15 protein-coding genes are annotated in these 19210 nt (G+C 70.3%); 5 read left to right on the forward strand and 10 right to left on the reverse strand.

The window, feature by feature from the left end; translation table 11 throughout:
* Positions 1-49 precede the first annotated feature (49 nt).
* The 3 genes from FDP22_RS08650 to purB form a co-directional block, all read right to left on the reverse strand.
* Positions 50-1114, reverse strand: coding sequence for an aromatic ring-hydroxylating oxygenase subunit alpha (locus tag FDP22_RS08650; RefSeq protein ID WP_138572110.1), 1065 nt, complete (start codon positions 1112-1114; stop codon positions 50-52).
* 136 nt (positions 1115-1250) lie between these two features.
* Entirely contained in the window at positions 1251-2141 is an 891-nt protein-coding gene (locus tag FDP22_RS08655) for a fatty acid desaturase family protein (RefSeq protein WP_138572109.1), read from the reverse strand.
* A gap of 211 nt (positions 2142-2352) precedes the next feature.
* Positions 2353-3651: an adenylosuccinate lyase gene (gene purB / locus FDP22_RS08660; protein WP_138572108.1), complete on the reverse strand. Its 1299-nt coding sequence runs from the start codon at positions 3649-3651 to the stop codon at positions 2353-2355.
* A 48-nt stretch (positions 3652-3699) separates the two neighbouring features.
* Here purB and FDP22_RS08665 point away from each other — a divergent pair, with 48 nt between their 5' ends.
* Complete coding sequence (locus FDP22_RS08665) at positions 3700-4131, forward strand: DUF6314 family protein (RefSeq protein WP_138572107.1); 432 nt, start codon at positions 3700-3702, stop codon at positions 4129-4131.
* 560 nt (positions 4132-4691) lie between these two features.
* On the opposite strand, the gene FDP22_RS08670 is transcribed toward FDP22_RS08665, so the two are convergent.
* Both FDP22_RS08670 and FDP22_RS08675 read right to left on the reverse strand, forming a co-directional pair.
* On the reverse strand, positions 4692-6059 hold the full coding sequence (locus FDP22_RS08670) for an aminotransferase (protein ID WP_138572106.1): 1368 nt from the start codon (positions 6057-6059) through the stop codon (positions 4692-4694).
* A gap of 278 nt (positions 6060-6337) precedes the next feature.
* A complete protein-coding gene (locus tag FDP22_RS08675) occupies positions 6338-7201 on the reverse strand; it encodes a helix-turn-helix domain-containing protein (protein WP_170317639.1) in 864 nt (287 codons plus the stop codon).
* A 106-nt stretch (positions 7202-7307) separates the two neighbouring features.
* Between FDP22_RS08675 and pobA the strand changes: the two genes are divergently transcribed.
* The gene (pobA, locus tag FDP22_RS08680; protein ID WP_138572104.1) at positions 7308-8477 is read left to right on the forward strand and encodes a 4-hydroxybenzoate 3-monooxygenase; all 1170 of its coding nucleotides are present in this window, start codon (positions 7308-7310) and stop codon (positions 8475-8477) included.
* 44 nt (positions 8478-8521) lie between these two features.
* On the opposite strand, the gene miaA is transcribed toward pobA, so the two are convergent.
* The 5 genes from miaA to FDP22_RS08705 form a co-directional block, all read right to left on the reverse strand.
* Positions 8522-9412 carry a tRNA (adenosine(37)-N6)-dimethylallyltransferase MiaA gene (gene miaA / locus FDP22_RS08685; protein WP_138572103.1) on the reverse strand — a complete coding sequence of 297 codons (891 nt, stop codon included), beginning with the start codon at positions 9410-9412 and terminating at the stop codon, positions 8522-8524.
* A 680-nt stretch (positions 9413-10092) separates the two neighbouring features.
* Positions 10093-12837 carry an ATP-binding protein gene (locus FDP22_RS08690; protein ID WP_170317769.1) on the reverse strand — a complete coding sequence of 915 codons (2745 nt, stop codon included), beginning with the start codon at positions 12835-12837 and terminating at the stop codon, positions 10093-10095.
* Entirely contained in the window at positions 12837-13106 is a 270-nt protein-coding gene (locus FDP22_RS08695) for a hypothetical protein (RefSeq protein ID WP_205910864.1), read from the reverse strand. The genes FDP22_RS08690 and FDP22_RS08695 overlap by 1 nt, the downstream gene beginning before the upstream one ends.
* Complete coding sequence (locus FDP22_RS08700; protein ID WP_138572101.1) at positions 13103-13480, reverse strand: response regulator transcription factor; 378 nt, start codon at positions 13478-13480, stop codon at positions 13103-13105. The genes FDP22_RS08695 and FDP22_RS08700 overlap by 4 nt, the downstream gene beginning before the upstream one ends.
* 585 nt (positions 13481-14065) lie before the next feature.
* Positions 14066-15376: an XRE family transcriptional regulator gene (locus FDP22_RS08705; RefSeq protein ID WP_138572100.1), complete on the reverse strand. Its 1311-nt coding sequence runs from the start codon at positions 15374-15376 to the stop codon at positions 14066-14068.
* Between the two features lie 210 nt (positions 15377-15586).
* Here FDP22_RS08705 and FDP22_RS08710 point away from each other — a divergent pair, with 210 nt between their 5' ends.
* From FDP22_RS08710 to FDP22_RS08720, 3 genes are all read left to right on the forward strand, one after another.
* Positions 15587-16930: a substrate-binding protein gene (locus tag FDP22_RS08710; protein ID WP_138572099.1), complete on the forward strand. Its 1344-nt coding sequence runs from the start codon at positions 15587-15589 to the stop codon at positions 16928-16930.
* A gap of 80 nt (positions 16931-17010) precedes the next feature.
* Entirely contained in the window at positions 17011-18039 is a 1029-nt protein-coding gene (locus FDP22_RS08715; RefSeq protein WP_138572098.1) for a branched-chain amino acid ABC transporter permease, read from the forward strand.
* 1 nt (position 18040) lies between these two features.
* Entirely contained in the window at positions 18041-19210 is a 1170-nt protein-coding gene (locus tag FDP22_RS08720) for a branched-chain amino acid ABC transporter permease (RefSeq protein ID WP_138572097.1), read from the forward strand.

Below are 19210 nucleotides of genomic sequence, written 5' to 3' on the forward strand. Positions count from 1 at the left end.
CCCGCCGGCGTGGCGGTTCGGCACGGCCGCGGGCCTCCCGGCGGGCGCGTTACTCGGCCGCGACGACGATCGGCTCCGGCGGGGACAGCGCGTCCTCGCACATGCGGTCAAAGGCGATCACCGCGTATTCCTCGGCCCGCGACAGCGGCGCCTGCTGGAAGATCCCGGCGTTCATGTTGCGCTGCACGGCGGTGATGACCTCGAGATCCTCAGTGATGATCTCGGCGGACCAGTCCGCGGAGCGGCGGTTCTCGGCCTCGCGCTCGGGCGAGATGTCCTCGAAGAAATACCAGTTGATGTGCCGGATCCGCCCCGGGCCCAGCGGCTCCACCGTGGCGATGGAGGAGCCCCAGTCGTAGAGGTTCAGCATCAGGAAGGGAAACCGGTAGAGATAGGTGCCCTGCGTGGCATCGGGGTTGCGCGCCGGCGCGTGCAGGTGGAAGAACTTGTCGCGGTCGTACACGTCGATCTGGTAGCGGTCGATGTCGAGGCTGGCGCAAAGGCCGGGGTGCATCGCCCGGCAATGGTAGCATTCCAGATAGTTCTCACCGTAGATCTTCCAGTCCACATCGACCACGCGCTCCTTCTTCGAGAAGAACTTCTGCTTCTCGAGCGGGAAGGGCGCGGCGAAATCGGCCACCGGGCCCAGCCATTCGGCCACGCTCGGGCCGCCGCGCGCGATGCGCACCAGGACGAGCCCGCGCCATTCCTCGCAATCGGCCTGGATCAGCCCCCATTCGGCGGGGTCGAACACGGTTTCGGAGCCGAAGTTCACCGCGCGGTGCAGGCGCCCGTCCCTCAGGTAGCCCCAGCTGTGATAGGGGCAGGTGACGAGGCCGCCGCAATGGCCGCTCTCGCCGCGCACCAGCTCGGCGGCGCGGTGGCGGCAGACGTTGTGGAAGGCGCGCACCTGGCCGTCGTCGCCGCGCATCACGAAGATGTTGTGGCCCGCCAGGGTGCCGGTCACGTAATCGCCGGGCTCCGGCAGCCGGCCGGACCAGGTGAACAGCAGCCAGTTGGTCTCGAAGATCATCCGGCGCTCGGTGGCGAACCGGGCGGGGTCGTTGTAGGCGGTCGCGGGCAGCGACCAGGCGGCGTCATTCCCAAGCATCATGACCAGCGCTCCGAACAGACCGAACGAATTCACGCTATTCGAAACATGCCGCAGTGCAAGATGAAGTTTTCATGGCGCGAATATTGTGAAGCGGGGGCCTGTTGCGACGCGGTGGCGTATCCGGCACCCGACCCGCTCAGCGCAGGCCGGCGATGTAACCCGCGGTGAAGGCGCCGTAGCCCTGTTCGGTGACGCGCAGGTGGTTCCGCGCCAGGCGGTTGAACTCCGGCAGGCGGTGAAAGGGCACGCCGGGCCAGGCGTGATGCTCCGCGTGAAACGGCATGTTCCAGGCCAGCGCGCGCACCAGCCGCGAGGTGTAGGTGGTGCGGGTGTTCTCCAGCATGTTCGCCACGAAGGGGCAGCGCCCGTGCTCGGCCAGCAGGTAGAGCCGCAGCACCGGCTGGCCCAGCAGCGCCGGCACCGCCCAGACGGTGAGCGCCAGCGACGACCCGGCCCAGAGCGACATCCCGGCCACCAACGCGTAGCCGGCGAGCATGCCCTGCGCCTCGTGCCGGATGCGGGGCAGGGCGCGGGCCGGCACGAAACTGTCCGCGCAGCGCCCGGAGGCATTGCGCAGCAGCACGCGCGCCGCGCTTGCCCAGGCCGGCAGGCCGGAGACATGCAGGGCATAGCCGGCCGGGGTGACGGGCTTCGGCACCGCGAGCTCGGGGTCATTCTCCGGGTCCTGCGTGAAGCGGTGATGGGCGAAGTGGAAGCAGCGGAACCACTCGGGCGGCAGCGCGATCAGCCAGCCGCAGAGCCGCGCGACGCCATCGTTCAGCCAGCGGCTGCGAAACGGGGTGCGGTGGGTGGTCTCGTGCAGCAGGGTGAACAGGAACACGATGAGCACCCCCTGCGGCAGCATCAGCAGCGGCCAGAACGGCACCCGCAGCCCGATGAGCACGCCCAGGCCGGCGATCGCCCCGGCATGCAGCGCCAGGTGGCGGAGGCCGGCCCGATCGGAGGTCTGCGTGAGGTGAGCGCGCTGCGCGGGGGTGAGCGTGGCAACGAGGGCGCGGTGATCCATGTCTCTCCTTCCCGGGAAACGCAGGTGTCTCCGGCGCATCCTGTCAGCCCCGGCGCCATGTGTCGATCCAGCGGCGCGAGGCGGCCGGGCAGGAGGCGCGGCCGCGCGACGCCTGCCGGGGCGAGGGCTGCCGTCCGCACGTGAAAACGCCGGACGGGGGCATCGAGCCCCCGCCCGGCGTGTCACCGCTGCGCGGTTTCCGGCGCCCGGTTCAGCCGAAGACGCGGGCGAAGATCGTGTCCACGTGCTTGGTGTGGTAGCCGAGGTCGAACTTCTCCTCGATCTCGGCCTCCGACAGGGCGGCGCGCACGTCGGGATCCGCCTTCAGCTCCGCCATGAAATCGGCGCCCTGCTCCCAGACCTTCATCGCGTTGCGCTGCACGAGGGTGTAGGAGTCCTCGCGGCTGACACCCTTCTGGGTGAGCGCCAGCAGCACGCGCTGCGAATGCACCAGGCCGCGGAACTTCTCGAGGTTCTTCATCATGGTGTCCGGGTAGACGACCAGCTTGTCGACCACCGAGGTGAGGCGGGCCAGCGCGAAGTCGAGCGTGATCGTGGTGTCCGGGCCGATGTTGCGCTCCACGGAGGAGTGGGAGATGTCGCGCTCGTGCCACAGCGCCACGTTCTCCAGCGCCGGAACCACGGCCATGCGCACCAGCCGGGCGAGGCCGGTGAGGTTTTCCGTCAGCACCGGGTTGCGCTTGTGCGGCATGGCGGAGGAGCCCTTCTGGCCCTTGGAGAAGAACTCCTCGGCCTCCAGCACCTCGGTGCGCTGCATGTGGCGGATCTCGATGGCGATGTTCTCGATGGAGGAGGAGACCACGCCCATCGCCGCGAAGAAGGCGGCATGGCGGTCGCGCGGGATCACCTGGGTGGAGATCGGCTCGGCGGTGAGGCCGAGGGCCTTGCACACGTGCTCCTCCACCGAGGGGTCGATGTTGGCGAAGGTGCCCACGGCGCCGGAGATGGCGCCGGTGGCGATCTCGGCGCGGGCGGTTTTCATGCGCGCGAGGTTGCGCTTCATCTCGGCGTAGAAGCGCGCGAAGGTGAGGCCCATGGTGACCGGCTCGGCATGGATGCCGTGCGAACGGCCGATGCGCACCGTGTCCTTGTGCTCGTAGGCGCGGCGCTTCAGGGCCTCCAGCAGGCCCTCGAGATCGGCGATGATGATGTCGGCGGCGCGAGTGAGCTGCACGTTGAAGCAGGTGTCGAGCACGTCCGAGGAGGTCATGCCCTGGTGGACGAAGCGCGCCTCCTCGCCCACATGCTCGGCGAGATGGGTGAGGAAGGCGATCACGTCATGCTTGGTGACGGCCTCGATCTCGTCGATCCGGGCGATGTCGAAGGTGACGTCCTTCGCCTTCCACACTGCCTCGGCGGCGGCCTTCGGGATCACCCCGATGGCGGCCTGGGCGTCGCAGGCATGCGCCTCGATCTCGAACCAGATGCGGAACTTCGTTTCCGGCGACCAGATGGCGACCATGTCGGGGCGGGAGTAACGCGGGATCATCTGGCTCTCCGGATTGCGATGCGGCTCGCCGCGAGGTAGCAAAGCGGCATGGAAAAGGCAACCGGCGCGGCGGCGCGCTTTCTCGGCCACTGGCAGGTGGACCGGCATGTGCATGACCTCGACGCGGCGCGGACGGGGCGGTTCGAAGGCCGGGCGAGCTTCTCCCCGGTGCCCGGCGGGCTGCTCTACGAGGAGATGGGCACGCTGCGGCTCGGCGGGCTCGCCATGCGGGCCGCGCGCCGCTACCTCTACCGCTTCCCCGAGGGCGGCGAGGTGCGGGTCTACTTCGACGACGGCCGGTTCTTCCATGCCTTCGACCCCGGCGCCGCCCGGGCCGAAGCCCTGCACCTCTGCCCGCCGGACCGCTACGAGGTCGCCTATCTCTTCGGCCCGGACCCGCACGACTGGCGCAGCGAGTGGCGCGTGGAAGGCCCCCGCAAGGATTACCGCCTCGTCACCCGCTACACCCGCCCGGCCTGAGCCACGCGCCTGGCCCCGTGCGGGCCCCGCCGCCATTGCGCGCGCGTTCCGCGTGGCGCCCCGTCGCCATTGCGCGCGTTCCCCGTAACGCCCGGCCGCCGCGCGGCACGCGCGGCCCGGCCCAAACCGCAGGAGACGCGCCCGCAGGGCGGGTCGACGCAGGACGGGAGCGCTCCGGCCGGCGCCATGCAGCGGCCCCGGCGCTCCGCCGGATCGGCAGGGCCGACCCGCACCGGGTTCGCAATCCCACGCCATTCCCACGTGAGAGGCGACGACGCGAGGGGTCGGCAGATGCAGGCGGCGCCGCCGGCAGTGCGGCCGAAACCGGAATGGCCCCCGCGAGAGGCCGAGGCGCGCCGTTGAGCAATACCGGGCAGGTGGCAGGGGCAGGCGGACGCTGCCCGACACGCGCAGCGCCCGGGACCTGCAGCCCGGCTGCCTGCGCCACCGTCTGACCGGGACCCCCCGGGGCCCCGACGCCCGCGAGAGGTTGAAGTGCGCCGCTGAGGGGCGCGCGCCCGGGTGTCGCGGGGGGTGTCGTCCCGCGCGTCCGGCCGCTGTCAGGCGACCTCGGCGAACACCTCGCGCAGGGATTTCTCCAGCATGTCGAACATGTGGTCCATCTCCGAGGGGGTGATGATGAACGGCGGGCAGAGCACGATGGCCTGGCCGAGCGGGCGGCAGATCAGCCCGTTGTCGGTGCAGCGGTTCGCGATGCGCTCGGAGACCGAGACCTCCGGGCCGAAGGGGGTCTTTGTGTCCTTGTCCTTCACCGCCTCGAGCGCGCCCATCAGGCCGATGCCGCGGGCCTCGCCGATGTTCGGCATCTCCAGCAGCGCGTCCATCCGGGCGCGGAACTGCGGGGCGAGGGCGCGGACATTGTCGATCAGCCCCTCGTTCAGGATCACGTCGATCGCCTTCAGCGCCACGGCGCAGCCCACCGGGTTGCCGGAGGCGGTGAAACCGTGCACGAATTCCTCGATCTTCTCGGAGGCTTCCATCAGCTCGGCCGCCAGTTTCGGGCCGAGGATCACCGCGCCCATCGGGAAATACCCCGCGGTGAGGTTCTTGGAGGAGATGATCGCGTCGGGCTGGAAGCCGAAGCTCTCGCAGCCCCAGACGGTGCCGGTGCGCCCGAAGCCGCAGATGACCTCGTCGGAGATCAGCGGGATGTCGTATTTGCGCAGCACTGCCTGGACGGCCGGGAAATAGGCCATCGGCGGCACGATCACCCCGCCCGCGCCCATCACCGGCTCGGCGAAGAAGCCGGCGATGGTCTCCGGCCCCTCGGCGAGGATGCGGCTCTCCAGGCTCGCGGCGAGGCGGGCGACGAAGGCCGCCTCGCTCTCGCCGGGCTGGCCCTCACGCCAGTAATGCGGGCATTCGACGTGCACGAAATCCGCCAGCGGCAGGCCGAACCACTGGTTGTAGGGCTTCGCGGTCATCGAGGCGGAGACGGCCGTCACCCCGTGGTAGGCGTTGAAGCGGGTGATGATCTTGCGCTTCTCCGGGCGGCCCATCACCGTGTTGATGAACCACAGCATCTTGACCATCGTGTCGTTGGCCTCGGAGCCGGAGTTGGTGAAGAACACCTTGCCGCTCTCGAAGGGCGAGACCTCGACGAGCTTCTCGGACAGTTCCACCGTCTTGTCCGACAGGCGGCCGAAGAAGGCGTGGTAGCCGGGGAAGCGGTCGTACTGGGCCTTCGCGGCCTCCGCGAGCCCCTTGTGGTCAAAGCCGGCGACCATGTTCCACAGGCCCGAGTTCGCATCGAGATAGGAGCGGCCATGCACGTCATGCACGTTGATGCCGGTGCCGTGGGTGAGCACGACGGGCCCGCGCGCGTGCAGCGAGGGCAGGTCGGTGAAGCCGTACATCACGTTGTCGTCGGCGCGGGCTTCCCAGGAATTCGGGGCGAACTGAGGCATTGGGGTCTCCTGTTTTTCGGCCCCCAATCGAGCCGATGGCCGCAGGCGCGTCAATGGAAATCCAGTGTCGGCGGGAGAACGGGCAGCCGGATGAGCGGTGCGAAGCCCTTGCCCGACGACGGGGCGCGCCCCGAAGGTGGCCGCATCCGGCCGATGCCGCGGCACCGCTCCGGCACGGAAGGCGCGCCCGCACAGGGCGGTCCTGTCCGGGGAGATCGGAGCCGCCCCGGGCCGTGGACCGGCCAGGGGGGGGCCGCCGCGCCGCGGCGCGCGGCGGGTCAGGAGGTGGCTTCGCCCCGGTCCGGCGCGCCGAGGCCCGGGGCCTGGCGGAAGGCGGTCGGGGTGCGGCCGACCTTGTTGGTGAAGATCCGGGTGAAATACGCCGGGTCCTGGTAGCCGAGGTCCTGCGCGATCTCCGAAACCCGCATGTCGGTGTAGGCAAGCTGGCGCCGGGCCTCCAGAAGCACCCGGTCCTGGATCAGCGAGGAGGCGGCCTTGCCGGTCACCTCCCTGCACGTGCGGGTGAGATGCGTGGGCGTGACGGCGAGGGTCTCGGCATAGCGGTCCACCTGCCAGTGCTGGCGGTAGTTCTCCTCCAGCAGGGTGCCGAAGCGGCGCATGAGCTTCCGGCGCGGGCTGTCGGGCGGGGTTTCGCGCGCCTCCATCGCCCGCATCACCCAGACGCTGAGCAGCATGGCATGCGCCTGCAGCGCCTCTGCCCGGCCCGGGCGTTCATGGGAGTGCTCGTCGGCGATGGCGGAGAAGATGCCGGTGACGGAGGCCGGATCGGACACGCCGTTCACCTTGAGCACCTGCGGTGTTTCGGGCACCGGCAGCGGCATGGAGGCGGGCAGGGTCACCACCCATCCCGAGGTGCCGGGCGTGAAGGCGAAGCCGTGCACGCAGAGCCGCGGAATGAACAGCAGCGTATGCGGCCCGAAGCCCTGCGGCTCGCCGTCGATGCTCACCCGTCCGCCGCCGCGCGACACCCAGAAGAACTGGTGCAGCCCGTGGTGCCTGTGCGCCACGAAGGACCAGTCGTAGATCCGGCTGCGCGCCGCGATGGATTCGCAGTGCAGTACGTCCGGCATGTCGCCGGTGGTGTCCGCCTCGCCGAAAAGCTCGAAGCTGGGGATCGCCATGCGATACACACTCCCATGTTCGATTTGTGCAATTATTCGTCCGACCTCTCCTGTCGCAAGAGGCCCGGCGCAGGAGTAGATTGCACGCAAAAGGGAGGATCTTTCAATGCGTACACAGGTCGTGATCATCGGAGGGGGGCCCTCGGGGCTGCTCCTGAGCCAGATCCTGCACCTTGCAGGCGTGGAAAACGTGGTGCTTGAGCGGCGCAGCCAGGACTATGTTCTGGGGCGCATCCGGGCGGGTGTCCTGGAATGGGGCACGGTCGAAATGCTGCGCGCCGCGGGCGTGGGCGCCCGGATGGACCGGGAGGGATTCGTTCACGAGGGCACTTTCCTTGCCGCGCGCAATGCCCAGTTCAGAGTCGATTTTGTCCAACGCGCCGGCAAGCCGGTGATGGTCTACGGCCAGACGGAGGTGACCCGGGACCTCTATCACGCCCGCGCCGCCGCCGGGGGGCTGGTGGTCCACGAGGCCGAGGCCGTCACCCCGCACGGGCTCGAGTCCGAGCACCCATGGGTGACCTATGTGAAGGCCGGTACCGAAGAGCGGATCGACTGCGATTACGTCATCGGCTGCGACGGGTTCCACGGGGTGAGCCGCGGCTGCATTCCCCGGACCGTGCTGCGCGAAACCGAGCGGGTGTATCCCTTCGGCTGGCTGGGCGTCCTGTCGGAGACGCCGCCGGTCAGCCATGAGCTGATCTATGCCAACCACAGCCGCGGCTTCGCGCTCTGCTCCATGCGCAACGCCCATCTCAGCCGCTACTACCTGCAGGTGCCGGTGGGCGATCATGTCGAGAACTGGTCCGACGACGCGTTCTGGGACGAGCTGCGCCGCCGCATTCCGCATGAGGCCGCCGAGACGCTGGTCACCGGGCCGTCGATCGAGAAGTCCATCGCCCCATTGCGCTCCTACGTGGCCGAGCCCATGCGCTGGGGCCGGTTGTTCCTGTGCGGCGATGCCGCCCATATCGTGCCGCCCACCGGCGCGAAGGGGCTCAACCTCGCCATGTCCGACGTGCACTATCTCTCCGAAGCGTTGATCGCGCATTACCGCGACAATGAGCCGGGCGGGCTCGACACCTATTCCGAGCGCGCGCTGGCGCGGGTGTGGAAGGCCACGCGCTTCTCGTGGTGGATGACCACGACCCTGCACCGCTTCGAGGACCAGGGCGCCTTCGGCCAGCGGATCCAGGAGGCCGAGATCGACTATCTCGCCGGCTCGCCGGCCGCGCAGGCGGTGATGGCGGAGAACTACGTGGGCCTGCCGTTCTGAGCCGGCCCCGCCCGGCGTGATCCGCGCGCGCCCGGTGCCGCGGCTCAGGAGCCGAGCAGTTCCGTGAGCGGGGGCAGGGCGCGGGGGTCGATCTGGCGCCAGTCGCGCATCCTGCTGCGGAACCAGGAGCGCTGGCGCTTCGCGTATTGCCGGGTGCCGGTGCGGGCGAGGGCCGCGGCCTCCTCCAGCGGCATCTCGCCCCGCAGGTGCGCGATGAGCTCGCGCGCGCCCAGGGCATAGGCCGCCGGGCGCGCCGGGTCCCAGACCGGCAGCAGGGCGCGGGCCTCCTCGAGCGCGCCCTCTGCCAGCATCGCGTCGAAGCGCCGGTCGATGCGGGCGTTCAGCCAGTCGGTGTCCGGCGCCATCTGCAGGCGCAGGCCGGTGCCGGGCGGGATGAGCGGCGGCGGGGTCTCGTCCTGCCAGGCCGAGAGCGGGCGGCCGGTGGTCTCCAGCACCTCCCAGGCGCGCTGCAGGCGCATCGGGTTCAGCCGGTCGAGGCGCGCGAGCGTCGCCGGATCACGCTCCGCGAGGATGGCGGCCAGCCCGTCGCGCCCCGCCTCGCGGCGCAGCGCATCGCCCCGGGCGCGGATTTCGGGCGGAGTTTCGGGGATCTCGGCCAGCCCCTCGGTGAGGGCGAGGAAGTAGAGACCGGTGCCGCCGACGAAGATCGGCGTCTCCACCTCCGCCATCAGGGCGGTGACCGCCCGCAGCCAGTGCCCGGCCGACCAGGCCTCGCGGAAGCCCACCCCGCCGTAAAGCCGGTGCGGCGCCTGCGCCTCGTCCTGCGCCGAGGGGCGGGCGGTGAGCACGCGCCAGTCCGCGTAGACCTGCAGCGCATCGGCGTTCACGATGGTTCCGCCGGTCTCGGCGGCGAGGGCGAGGGCGAGGGCGGACTTGCCGGAGGCCGTGGGCCCGGCGATCAGGATCGCGGTCATCTCCGGCGCTCCGGGTGCGCTTGGGGCAGGGGCTGTCTCATGCCCGTGCCCTTAGCCGAGGCGGCGGGCCTTGTCATCCCTGCGCGGGGCCAGTGGCGCCAAGGGGGCACGGCGAGCGCCGTCAGTGCAGCGGAAGCGACTGGTGACACCGGAGCAGGGGCGGCCGGGCCCGTGGCGGGAGGTGCCGCCGCCGGGCGGACCGGAGGTGGGGCGGTCGGGCCCGTGGCGGAAGGTGCTGCCGCCGGGCGGGCCTGAGGTGCGGCGGTCGGGCCCGTGGCGGGAGATGCTGCCGCCGGGCGGGCCGGAGGTGGGGCGGTCGGGCCCTTGGCGGGAGATGCTGCCGCCGGGCGGGCCGGAGGTGGGGCGGTCGGGCCCGTGGCGGGAAATGCTGTCGCCGGGCGGACCGGACGCACTGGTGCCGTCAGGTCAGTCGGAGAGGCTGCCAGCCCCCGGGCAGGCCGGAGGCGTGGCGGAGGCGGTGCCCCCGGCCCGTCCGGGGGCTGCCGGAGAGGCGGCTGGCAATGGTTCGGGGGCGGCTTCGGGCGTCGGGGCACGGGGGATGTGGGTGTCAGCGGAGCGGCGGGTGGAGGGTTTGACGCGGTGGCGCGGCAGGCGCGTTCCGCCGGTGCGGTGGGGAAGCCCGCGTTGCCGGAGGGACGTCGCGCGCCCTGGCCGGGGGGTCAGGTTTCCGGCGAAGTGGCGGCGCGCACCCGGGTCTGCGGGGAGTCGGCGCGGGGTCTGGCTGCCGGGGGCCTCGCCGCTGCCGGGGCCGCGGGGCGGGCGAGGGAGACGCGGAAGATCGCCCCGCGCCGGCTGCTGCGCAGGGTGAGGTCGCCGCCGAAGTTGCGCATGATCTCGCGGCTGATCGGCAGGCCGAGCCCGGCGCCGCGGCTGTCGGAGAGGCCCCGGGCGCGGGCGAACTTCTCGAAGATCTGCTCCGCGTCGCCGGCCGGCACGCCCGGCCCGTCATCCGCCACGTCCACGGTGATCCCCCCGGGCCCGGCATGGATGGTGAGCGCCAGCGCCGCCTCGGAGCCCGCGTATTTCACCGCGTTGGAGATGAGGTTGATGAACACCTGGGCCAGCCTGTCGCGCTGGGCCATCACCACCGCGTCGCGCTGGCGGGGCGAGCGGGTGATGCGCAGGCCGGAGCGGGCGGTGAGCGCCTCCGTGGCCGAGAGGGCGCGGTCCAGCACGTCCTCCAGGTCCACCTCTTCCAGCTCCCAGGCCACGCGGCGGCTCTCGAGGAAGCCCAGGTCGAGGATCTCGTCCAGCAGCCGGGTGAGGCGCTGGCTCTCGTCGTTGATGATGCCGAGGAAGCGGCGGGCCTGCTCCGGCGGCAGGTCGCGGTTCTCACGCAGGATGTCGGAGAAGGAGCGGATGGAGGTCATCGGCGTGCGCAGCTCGTGGCTCACCTGGGCGAGGAAGGCGTCGCGCTGCTCGCCCAGTTCCTGCAGGCGGATGTTGGCGAGGCGCAGCTCGGCTGCGGTCTCCTCCAGCTCGCGCGACTTCTCCTCCAGCCGGTGGGAGTATTCCACGATCTGCGCGGTTTCGTCGGCGATGGAGATGAGCGCGTCCATGGAGATGGTCTCGCCCGAGGCGATCTGGCCCACCATCGCATGGGCCGAGGCCGCGCCCACCGCGCCGGCCAGGTCGCGCTCCAGCCGCTCGATCAGCGCGTCGTCGGGGCGCGGCAGGCCGGCGGGAAGGCCCTGGTCGCGGGCAAGCTCGGTGAACAGCCGGTGCGCGGGCACGGTGCCCAGGATGCGCTGGGCCAGGGTGAACAGGTCCTCCGAGGTGGCGTAGCGGCGGATGTAGGCGCCGGGAGCGACGGTCTGCATGCGGAACACGTCGACGAAGAGCGCCGCCTGCAGCCGCTCCAGCGGGCTGGGCAGGGTGACGAGGCTCACCCCCACGAGCACCGCCACGTTCACGCTCATCGACCAGAACAGCGCATGGGCCAGCGGGTCCACCCCCTCCAGCCCGAACAGCGCCTGCGGGCGCAGCGCGGCGATGCCCCAGGGGCCGTGGGCCAGGATGCCGGGCGCGCCCAGCCCCGCCTCGAAGCTCGGCAGCAGCAGCGTGTAGACCCAGATGGCGAAGCCCGCGGCAATGGCGGCCAGCGCCGCGGGCCGGGTGGCACCGCGCCAGAACACCCCGGCCACCAGGCTGGGCAGGATCTGCGCCACCCCGGTGAAGGCCACCAGCCCGATGGAGGCCAGCGCGGCGGAGCCGCCGGAGGCCCGGAAATACACGTAGCCCAGCAGCAGCAGCACGATGATGCTGGCCCGCCGGCTGATCAGCAGCATGGCGCGCACGTCACCGGAGGTCTTGGTCTCGTCGGAGGTGAAGCGCAGCCAGATCGGCATGATGATGTGGTTGGAGACCATGGTCGACAGCGCGATGGTCGCCACGATCACCATGGAGGTGGCCGAGGAGAACCCGCCGATCAGCGCCACCAGCGCCAGCACGTCCTGGCCGGCCATCAGCGGCAGGGTGAGCACGAACATGTCCGGGTTCGAGCCCGCGGGCAGCAGCGCCAGCCCGGTCACCGCGATGGGCAGCACGAAGAGGCAGATCAGCAGCAGGTAGAGCGGGAAGGCCCAGGCGGCGGTGGCGAGGTGGCGCTCGTCCACGTTCTCCACCACCGTCACCTGGAACATGCGCGGCAGGCAGATGACCGCGGCGGCGGAGAGCAGGGTGATGGTGAGCCAGCGCGCGCCGAAACTCTCCGGCGCGGCCAGCGCGGGGGGCATGTCGGCGAACACCTGGCCGGGCCCGCCGCCCAGCCCGAACACCACGAACAGCCCCACCGCCACGAGGGCGACCAGCTTGATCACCGCCTCCAGCGCGATGGCGGTCACCACGCCGTGGTGGCGCTCGTTCGCGTCCACGTTGCGGGTGCCGAAGAGGATGGTGAAGAGCGCGAGCCCCGCCGCGATCCAGAAGCCCGCGCCATCGGGCGGGATGCCCTCGCGCGCCGGGGCGAACACGGTGAAGCTCAGCGTGAGGGACTGGAGCTGCAGCGCGATGTAGGGGGTGGAGGCGACCACGGCGAGCACGGTCACCAGCACCGCCAGCGTGTTCGACTTGCCGTAGCGCGAGGAGACGAGATCGGCGATCGAGGTGATGCGCTGCAGCCGCCCGATGCGCACCAGCTTGCGCAGGAACCACCACCAGCCGATGAACACGATCACCGGGCCGGTGTAGATCGCCACGAACTCCAGCCCCGAGCGCGCGGCGGAGCCCACGGCGCCGTAGAAGGTCCAGCCGGTGCAGTAGACCGAGATGGAGAGCGTGTAGACCAGCGGCGACTGCAGCCAGTCCAGCCGCCCGCGCCGCGCTCGCCGGTCCGCCACGAAGGCCACGGCGAACAGCAGCACGACATAGGCCGTGCACACGCCGATGATCAGGTTGGAGGAGATCAAGGCGCCTCGCCGCGCGCCAGCCCGCGCGACAGCCGGAAGGCCGCGAACACCAGCAGGCACCACACTCCGAAGACGTAGACGACGATCACCGGCAGGCCGAACAGCGCCTGCGGCCCGGCGAACAGCCGGATGCAGGGCGGCATGAACAGGAACACCGCCAGCAGCGGCAGCACCAGCGCGCGGTCCTGCAACTGGCGGGCGCGCTGGCGCGCGGCGCCCGGGTCGGCGGCCGGCGCGGGCTCGCTCGCCGGCGCGTCCGCGCTCACGGCGCGGTGCGGGCGGCCAGCCGGCGCGCGCTCTCCACCACGTGGGAATTCAGGAACGGCTTGGTGATGAACAGGTCCACGCCCAGCTTCTCGGCGGTGTCGCGGTCCCGCGCCTGGCCGCGCGCGGTGAGCATGATGACCGGGGTGCGGGCGGTGGTCTTCCCGGCGCGGATGGCGCGGAGGATCTCGAACCCGTCGCATTGCGGCAGCATCACGTCGAGGATCACCAGGTCCGGGGCTTCCCGCGCGATGCGGTCAAGGGCGGCGGCGCCGTCCTGCTCGCTGGTCACGTCGAAACCTTCGCGCCCCAGCAGCCATGCCAGCGACTCGATGATGTTCGGCTCATCCTCGATGATGAGTACGCGGCGCGTCACGACGCGACCCCTCCCCTGTCTCCGGGCTCTGCAGCGGCCCTGTTCCGGACAGGGATCATCACCCGGGAGGGCCGGGGCTGGCAAATGCTTTCTGGAACCGGTGGACCAAATGGGCCCATACGCGCCACCCCGGAGCGCGCGGCTGCCCGGCGGGGCCGCGGCTTTCCCCGGTCGGCAGGACCCGTGGGACAGCGCGGCAGGGGCAGCGGGACAGCGCGGCGGGGCGGGGACAGTGCGGCGGGGCAGTGGGACAGCGCGGCAGGGAGGGGACAGTGCGGTGGGGACAGCGGAGCAGCGCGACGGGGCGTGGACAGTGCGGCGGGGACAGTGGAACAGCGCGGCGGGGAGGGGATAGTGCGGCGGGGACAGTGGAACAGCGCGGCGGGGAGGGGACAGCGCGGCGAGGGCAACGGCAGCGGGATAGCGCGACGGGGAGGGGATGGCGCAGGGGTGGGAGTGGAACAGTGGGGCGGCGGCAGCCGGGCAGCCGCAGCGGTCCAGCGCGGCGGGGGAAATGGGACACCGCGGCAGCGGAAGCGCGACAGCGCGACGGGGGAGTGGCCGTGCGCGCGGCGAAGGTTTCCGTCAGGACAGCACGGAGGGCTCCGCGCGCGCCACGCAGGTCTGGCGCGGGCACATCCGGCAGCCGGGGCCGGGGCCGACCGGTTCGGGCGGAACCTCCCCCGGCGGGGCCGCCATGTCGGCCCGGCGGGCCAGCACCAGCGGCACCAGAAGCATCGAGCCCTGCCAGACCGGCCGCGCCCCGAAGCCCGGCGGCACCAGCGGCGTGGCGAGGGCGAGGGCGAGGTATTCCGCCCCGTCGGGCAGCGCACAGGTGGCGGCGCGCGGCTCTCCCGGGTGGCTCAGCGCGTCGAACAACGGCCAGAGCGGGCAGCCGCGCCCGTGGCGGGGCAGCGGCAGGCCGGGCAGGGGGCGGCGCATCAGCACATGACCGGCGGCGCTCACCTGCAGGCAGGCCATGGGCGGGGCCTCCAGCCCGTCGCGCCGCAGGGTGGCGAGGCGGCGGAACACCCGCTCCGGTGGCACGGCGAAGACCGCGGCCAGCCGCAGCGGGTCATGGCGCAGCTCCGCCGCGCGGGCGGCGAACTCGGCAAGCGGCAGCAGCCGGGCATCGGCGGCATAGCGCGCGAGATGCGCCTCCGCCAACCGCCGGGCCGGGGCGGACCCCAACGCCTCGTGCTCCAGCAGCGGGGCGAGATCCGCGCCCGGATCGGCGTCGAGCGCGGGGAACTGGTGCTCATGCGCGTCGAGGAACTGGTCCAGCGCCTCCTCCGGCGTGGCCGCCGGGGCGGTGGCCGTCGCGGCGGAATCGAAATAGGTCGCCAGCGCCTGCGCCACTTCGGTGAGCCGGGCGCTCTCCTGGGCGAGAATGTCGTGGAACCGGCCGCGCTGGGCGGCGCTCATCTCGCCCGGGTCCGCCAGGATGTCGGTGGTCGAGCGGATGGCGGTGACGTTGGTGAGGATCTCGTGCACCGACTGCCCGAGGAACGGGTCATGCGCCAGCCGGTCCGACAGCGCGGTGACCGCGCGGCGCAGGCGCTGGCTCTCGTCCAGCATCCCCGCGAGCAGGCGCGCCCAGTCCGGGAACCGGCCGATGAGATCCTCCGTCCGGGCGGTCTCCACCCCGTGGGCGGTGGCGGCTTCCTGCAGGGCGGCGAGCAGCCCCTGCTCGGCCGCGCCGGTGAAATCGGCCGGCGGCATGTCCAGCGCCCGGGCGAGCGCGAGCAGCACGCGCCCCGCCACCGCACGGCGATTCTTCTCGATGAGATTGAGATAGGACGGCGAAATGCCCGCCCGCGCCGCCAGATCGACCTGGGTGAGGCCGAGCGCGAGGCGGCGTTCGCGGATGCGCAGGCCGGCCAGAGATCCCGGCATCGTGATTTCACCCTTCGGTTCAACGATTTACCGCGCCGCAATGTAAATTATTGACATATTTGCAGCGCAACACCGTCAAAATATTACAATATTATGCAATCAAAGCAATAACTTGTTTGAGGATTTACAATTCGGCCTGACAATGGCTCGCCAGAATAGGCAACGCGCTCGGGGTGTCCGGGCGGAGTATAGTCAAATGGGAGGATCCGCATGTCGGGTAACAGATTCACGCGTCGTGGGCTGCTGAAGACCGGTGCCACTCTGGGCGTGGGGCTCGCCGCCCCGTCGTTCTTCGTGCGCGGCGCGAACGCCTATGTCAACGAACCCACGGGCGGCACGGTCACCCTCGGGTTCAACGTGCCGCAGACCGGCCCCTACGCCGACGAAGGCGCCGACCAGCTCCGCGCCTACAAGCTCGCCGTCATGCATCTCAACGGCGAGGGCGACGGCGGCATGCTCAACACCTTCTCCTCGAAGGCGCTGAAGGGCAACGGCATCCTGGGCAAGAAGGTGGCCTATGTCACCGGCGACACCCAGACCAAGTCCGACGCCGCCCGCGCCGCCGCCAAGGCGATGATCGAGAAGGACCGGGCGGTGATGATCACCGGCGGCTCCTCCTCCGGCGTGGCCGTCGCCGTACAGGGCCTGTGCCAGGAGGCGGGGGTCATCTTCATGGCCGGCCTCACCCATTCGAACGACACCACCGGCAAGGACCGCAAGAAGAACGGCTTCCGCCACTTCTTCAACGCCTACATGTCGGCCGCCGCGCTCGCCCCCGTGCTCAAGGAGGCCTATGGCACCGACCGGCGCGCCTATCACCTCACCGCCGACTACACCTGGGGCTGGACCCAGGAGGAGAGCATCGCCGCCTCCACCGAGGCGATCGGCTGGGAGACAGTGCAGAAGGTACGCACCCCGCTCGGCGCCGGCGACTTCTCGCAGTACATCACCCCGGTGCTCAACTCCGGCGCCGACGTGCTGATCCTGAACCACTACGGCAAGGACATGGTGAACTCGCTCACCCAGGCCGTGCAGTTCGGCCTGCGCGACAAGCAGGTGAACGGCAAGCAGTTCGAGATCGTGGTGCCGCTCTACTCCGAGCTGATGGCCCAGGGCGCGGGCGAGAACGTGAAGGGCATCTACGGCTCGGCGAACTGGGACTGGAAGCTGCCGGACGAGGCCACCCAGGCCTTCACCAAGTCCTTCGGGCAGGAATACGGCTCTCCCCCCTCCCAGGCCGCGCAGACCGGCTACGTGCAGGCGATCCTCTATGCCGATGCGGTGGAGCGCGCGGGCTCCTTCAACCCCTGCGACGTGATCTCGGCGCTGGAGGATTTCGAGTTCGACGGGCTGGGCAACGGCCCCACGCTCTACCGCGGCGCCGACCACCAGTGCTTCAAGAAGGTGCTCGTGGTGAAGGGGGCGGAGAACCCGACCAACCAGTACGACCTGCTGGAAGTCGTCTCCGAGGTGCCCACGGACGAGGTCACCTACGCCCCCGACCACCCGATGTTCGCCGGCGGCGAGCTCGGCTCGTGCAACCCGGGCGCCTGAGCGCAGCCTGACATCCGCCGGCCGGGGCCTCCCCGGCCGGCCCGACGATATCAACCGGCATCACGGGGGAGACACCGGCGATGGACGCCATCCTGTTGCAGATCCTCAACGGCCTCGACAAGGGCTCGGCCTATGCGCTGATCGCCCTCGGCCTCACACTCATCTTCGGCACGCTGGGCGTGGTGAACTTCGCCCATGGCGCGCTGTTCATGATCGGCGCCTTCTGCGCGGTGAGCATGCAGAAGCTGCTCTCGCTCGAGAAGATCGTCCTCAGCGAGACCGCGAAAACCCCCTGGGGCACGCCCGCCGAGATCCGCACCCCCTACATCACCGACTGGTTCGGCGATTTCGGATCGGTCATGCTGGATTACTCCGTGCTCGTGTCCATCCTGCTCGCCATCCCGCTGATGATGCTGGTGGGCGTGGTGATGGAGCGCGGGCTCATCAAGCACTTCTACAAGCGCCCGCACGCGGAGCAGATCCTGGTCACCTTCGGCCTCGCCATCGTGCTGCAGGAGATCATCAAGTCCTGGTTCGGGGCGAACCCGATCCCGCAATCGGCGCCGGACTCGCTGCGCGGCATGATGGATTTCGGCGCCTGGCTGGGCTTCCAGGCGGGCACCATCGTCTACCCGCTCTGGCGCTTCGTCTACTTCCTCTTCGCCGTGGGCATCGTGGGCGCGGTGTTCTGCTTCCTGCAGTTCACCACCTTCGGCATGGTGGTGCGCGCCGGCATGGCCGACCGGGAGACCGTGGGCCTGCTGGGCATCGACATCGACAAGCGCTTCACCTTCATGTTCGGGCTCGCCGCGGTGGTGGCCGGGCTGGCGGGGGCGATGTTCACGCCCATCGTCTCGCCGGATTACCACATGGGCATGGACTTCCTCGTGCTCTCCTTCGTGGTGGTGGTGGTCGGCGGCATGGGCTCGCTGCCCGGCGCGGTGCTGGCCGGCTTCCTGCTCGGCATCCTGCAGAGCTTCGCCTCCATGAACGAGGTGAAGCAGATTTTCCCCGGCATCGACCAGATCATCATCTATCTCGTCGCCATTGCCGTCATCCTTCTGCGACCCCGTGGCCTGATGGGCCGCAAGGGTGTGATGGAGACCTGACATGATCGAGAAACTGCGAACCAACGACACGCTCATCATGGTGGCCTTCACCGCCATGGTGCTGCTCGGCCCGATCATCCTGGCGCCCTTCGGCGCCGGCTACCCGGACCTGCTGCAGCGCTTCGCGATCTTCGGGATCTTCGCGGTGGGCTTCAACATCCTGTTCGGGCTGACCGGCTACCTCTCCTTCGGCCATGCCGCCTTCCTCGGGGTCGGCTCCTACATGGCGGTGTGGAGCTTCAAGCTCCTGTCCATGTCGGTGATCCCGGCGATCCTGCTGGCGGTGGCGCTGTCCGGCGCCTTCGCGCTGGTGATCGGCTTCGTGTGCCTGCGCCGCTCGGGCATCTACTTCTCCATCCTCACGCTGGCCTTCGCGCAGATGTGCTACAACCTCGCCTATTCGGTGCTCACCCCGATCACCAATGGCGAGACCGGGCTGAAGGTGCTCTCCTCCGACCCGCGGATCTTCGACGGGGTGCATGAGGGCGGCCAACTGCCGCTGCCCAGCCTGCTGGGCCTGCGCATGAACGACACCTGGCGGGGCGAGTTCCTCGGCATGGACGTGCAGTTCAACGTGGGCTTCTACTTCTGCGCGCTGCTGCTGATCCTGGCCTTCTACATCTCGCTGCGCATCTTCCGTTCGCCCTTCGGGCTGATGCTGCGCGCCATCCGCACCAACCAGAACCGGCTGAACTACACCGGCATCAACACCCGCCCCTACGCCCTGTCGGCCTTCGTGATCTCGGGCATGTATGCCGGGCTCGCCGGCGGGCTGATGGCCTGCACGGACCCGCTGGCCGGCGCCGAGCGCATGCAGTGGACCGCGAGCGGCGAGGTGGTGCTGATGACCATTCTCGGCGGCGTGGGCACGCTGATCGGGCCGGTTCTGGGCGCGGGCTTCATCAAGTACTTCGAGAACATCTTCTCCAAGATCAACGACAACGTGCTGTCCGGCTTCCTCGACTTCCTGCCCGAGCAGCTGCGCGAGGTGGTGGTCTGGATCGGCGGCGCCTTCGTGGGCGAGGGCTGGAACCTCACCCTCGGGCTCCTGTTCATGATCATCGTCATCTTCCTGCCCGGCGGGCTGGTGGAAGGGTTCAACCGCATCATCGCCTGGTTCACCCGCCCCAAGGGCGGCGACAAGGCGACCGCCCGCGTGCCGGCCGAGTGA

Source organism: Paroceanicella profunda, from assembly GCF_005887635.2.
GTDB lineage: Bacteria > Pseudomonadota > Alphaproteobacteria > Rhodobacterales > Rhodobacteraceae > Paroceanicella > Paroceanicella profunda.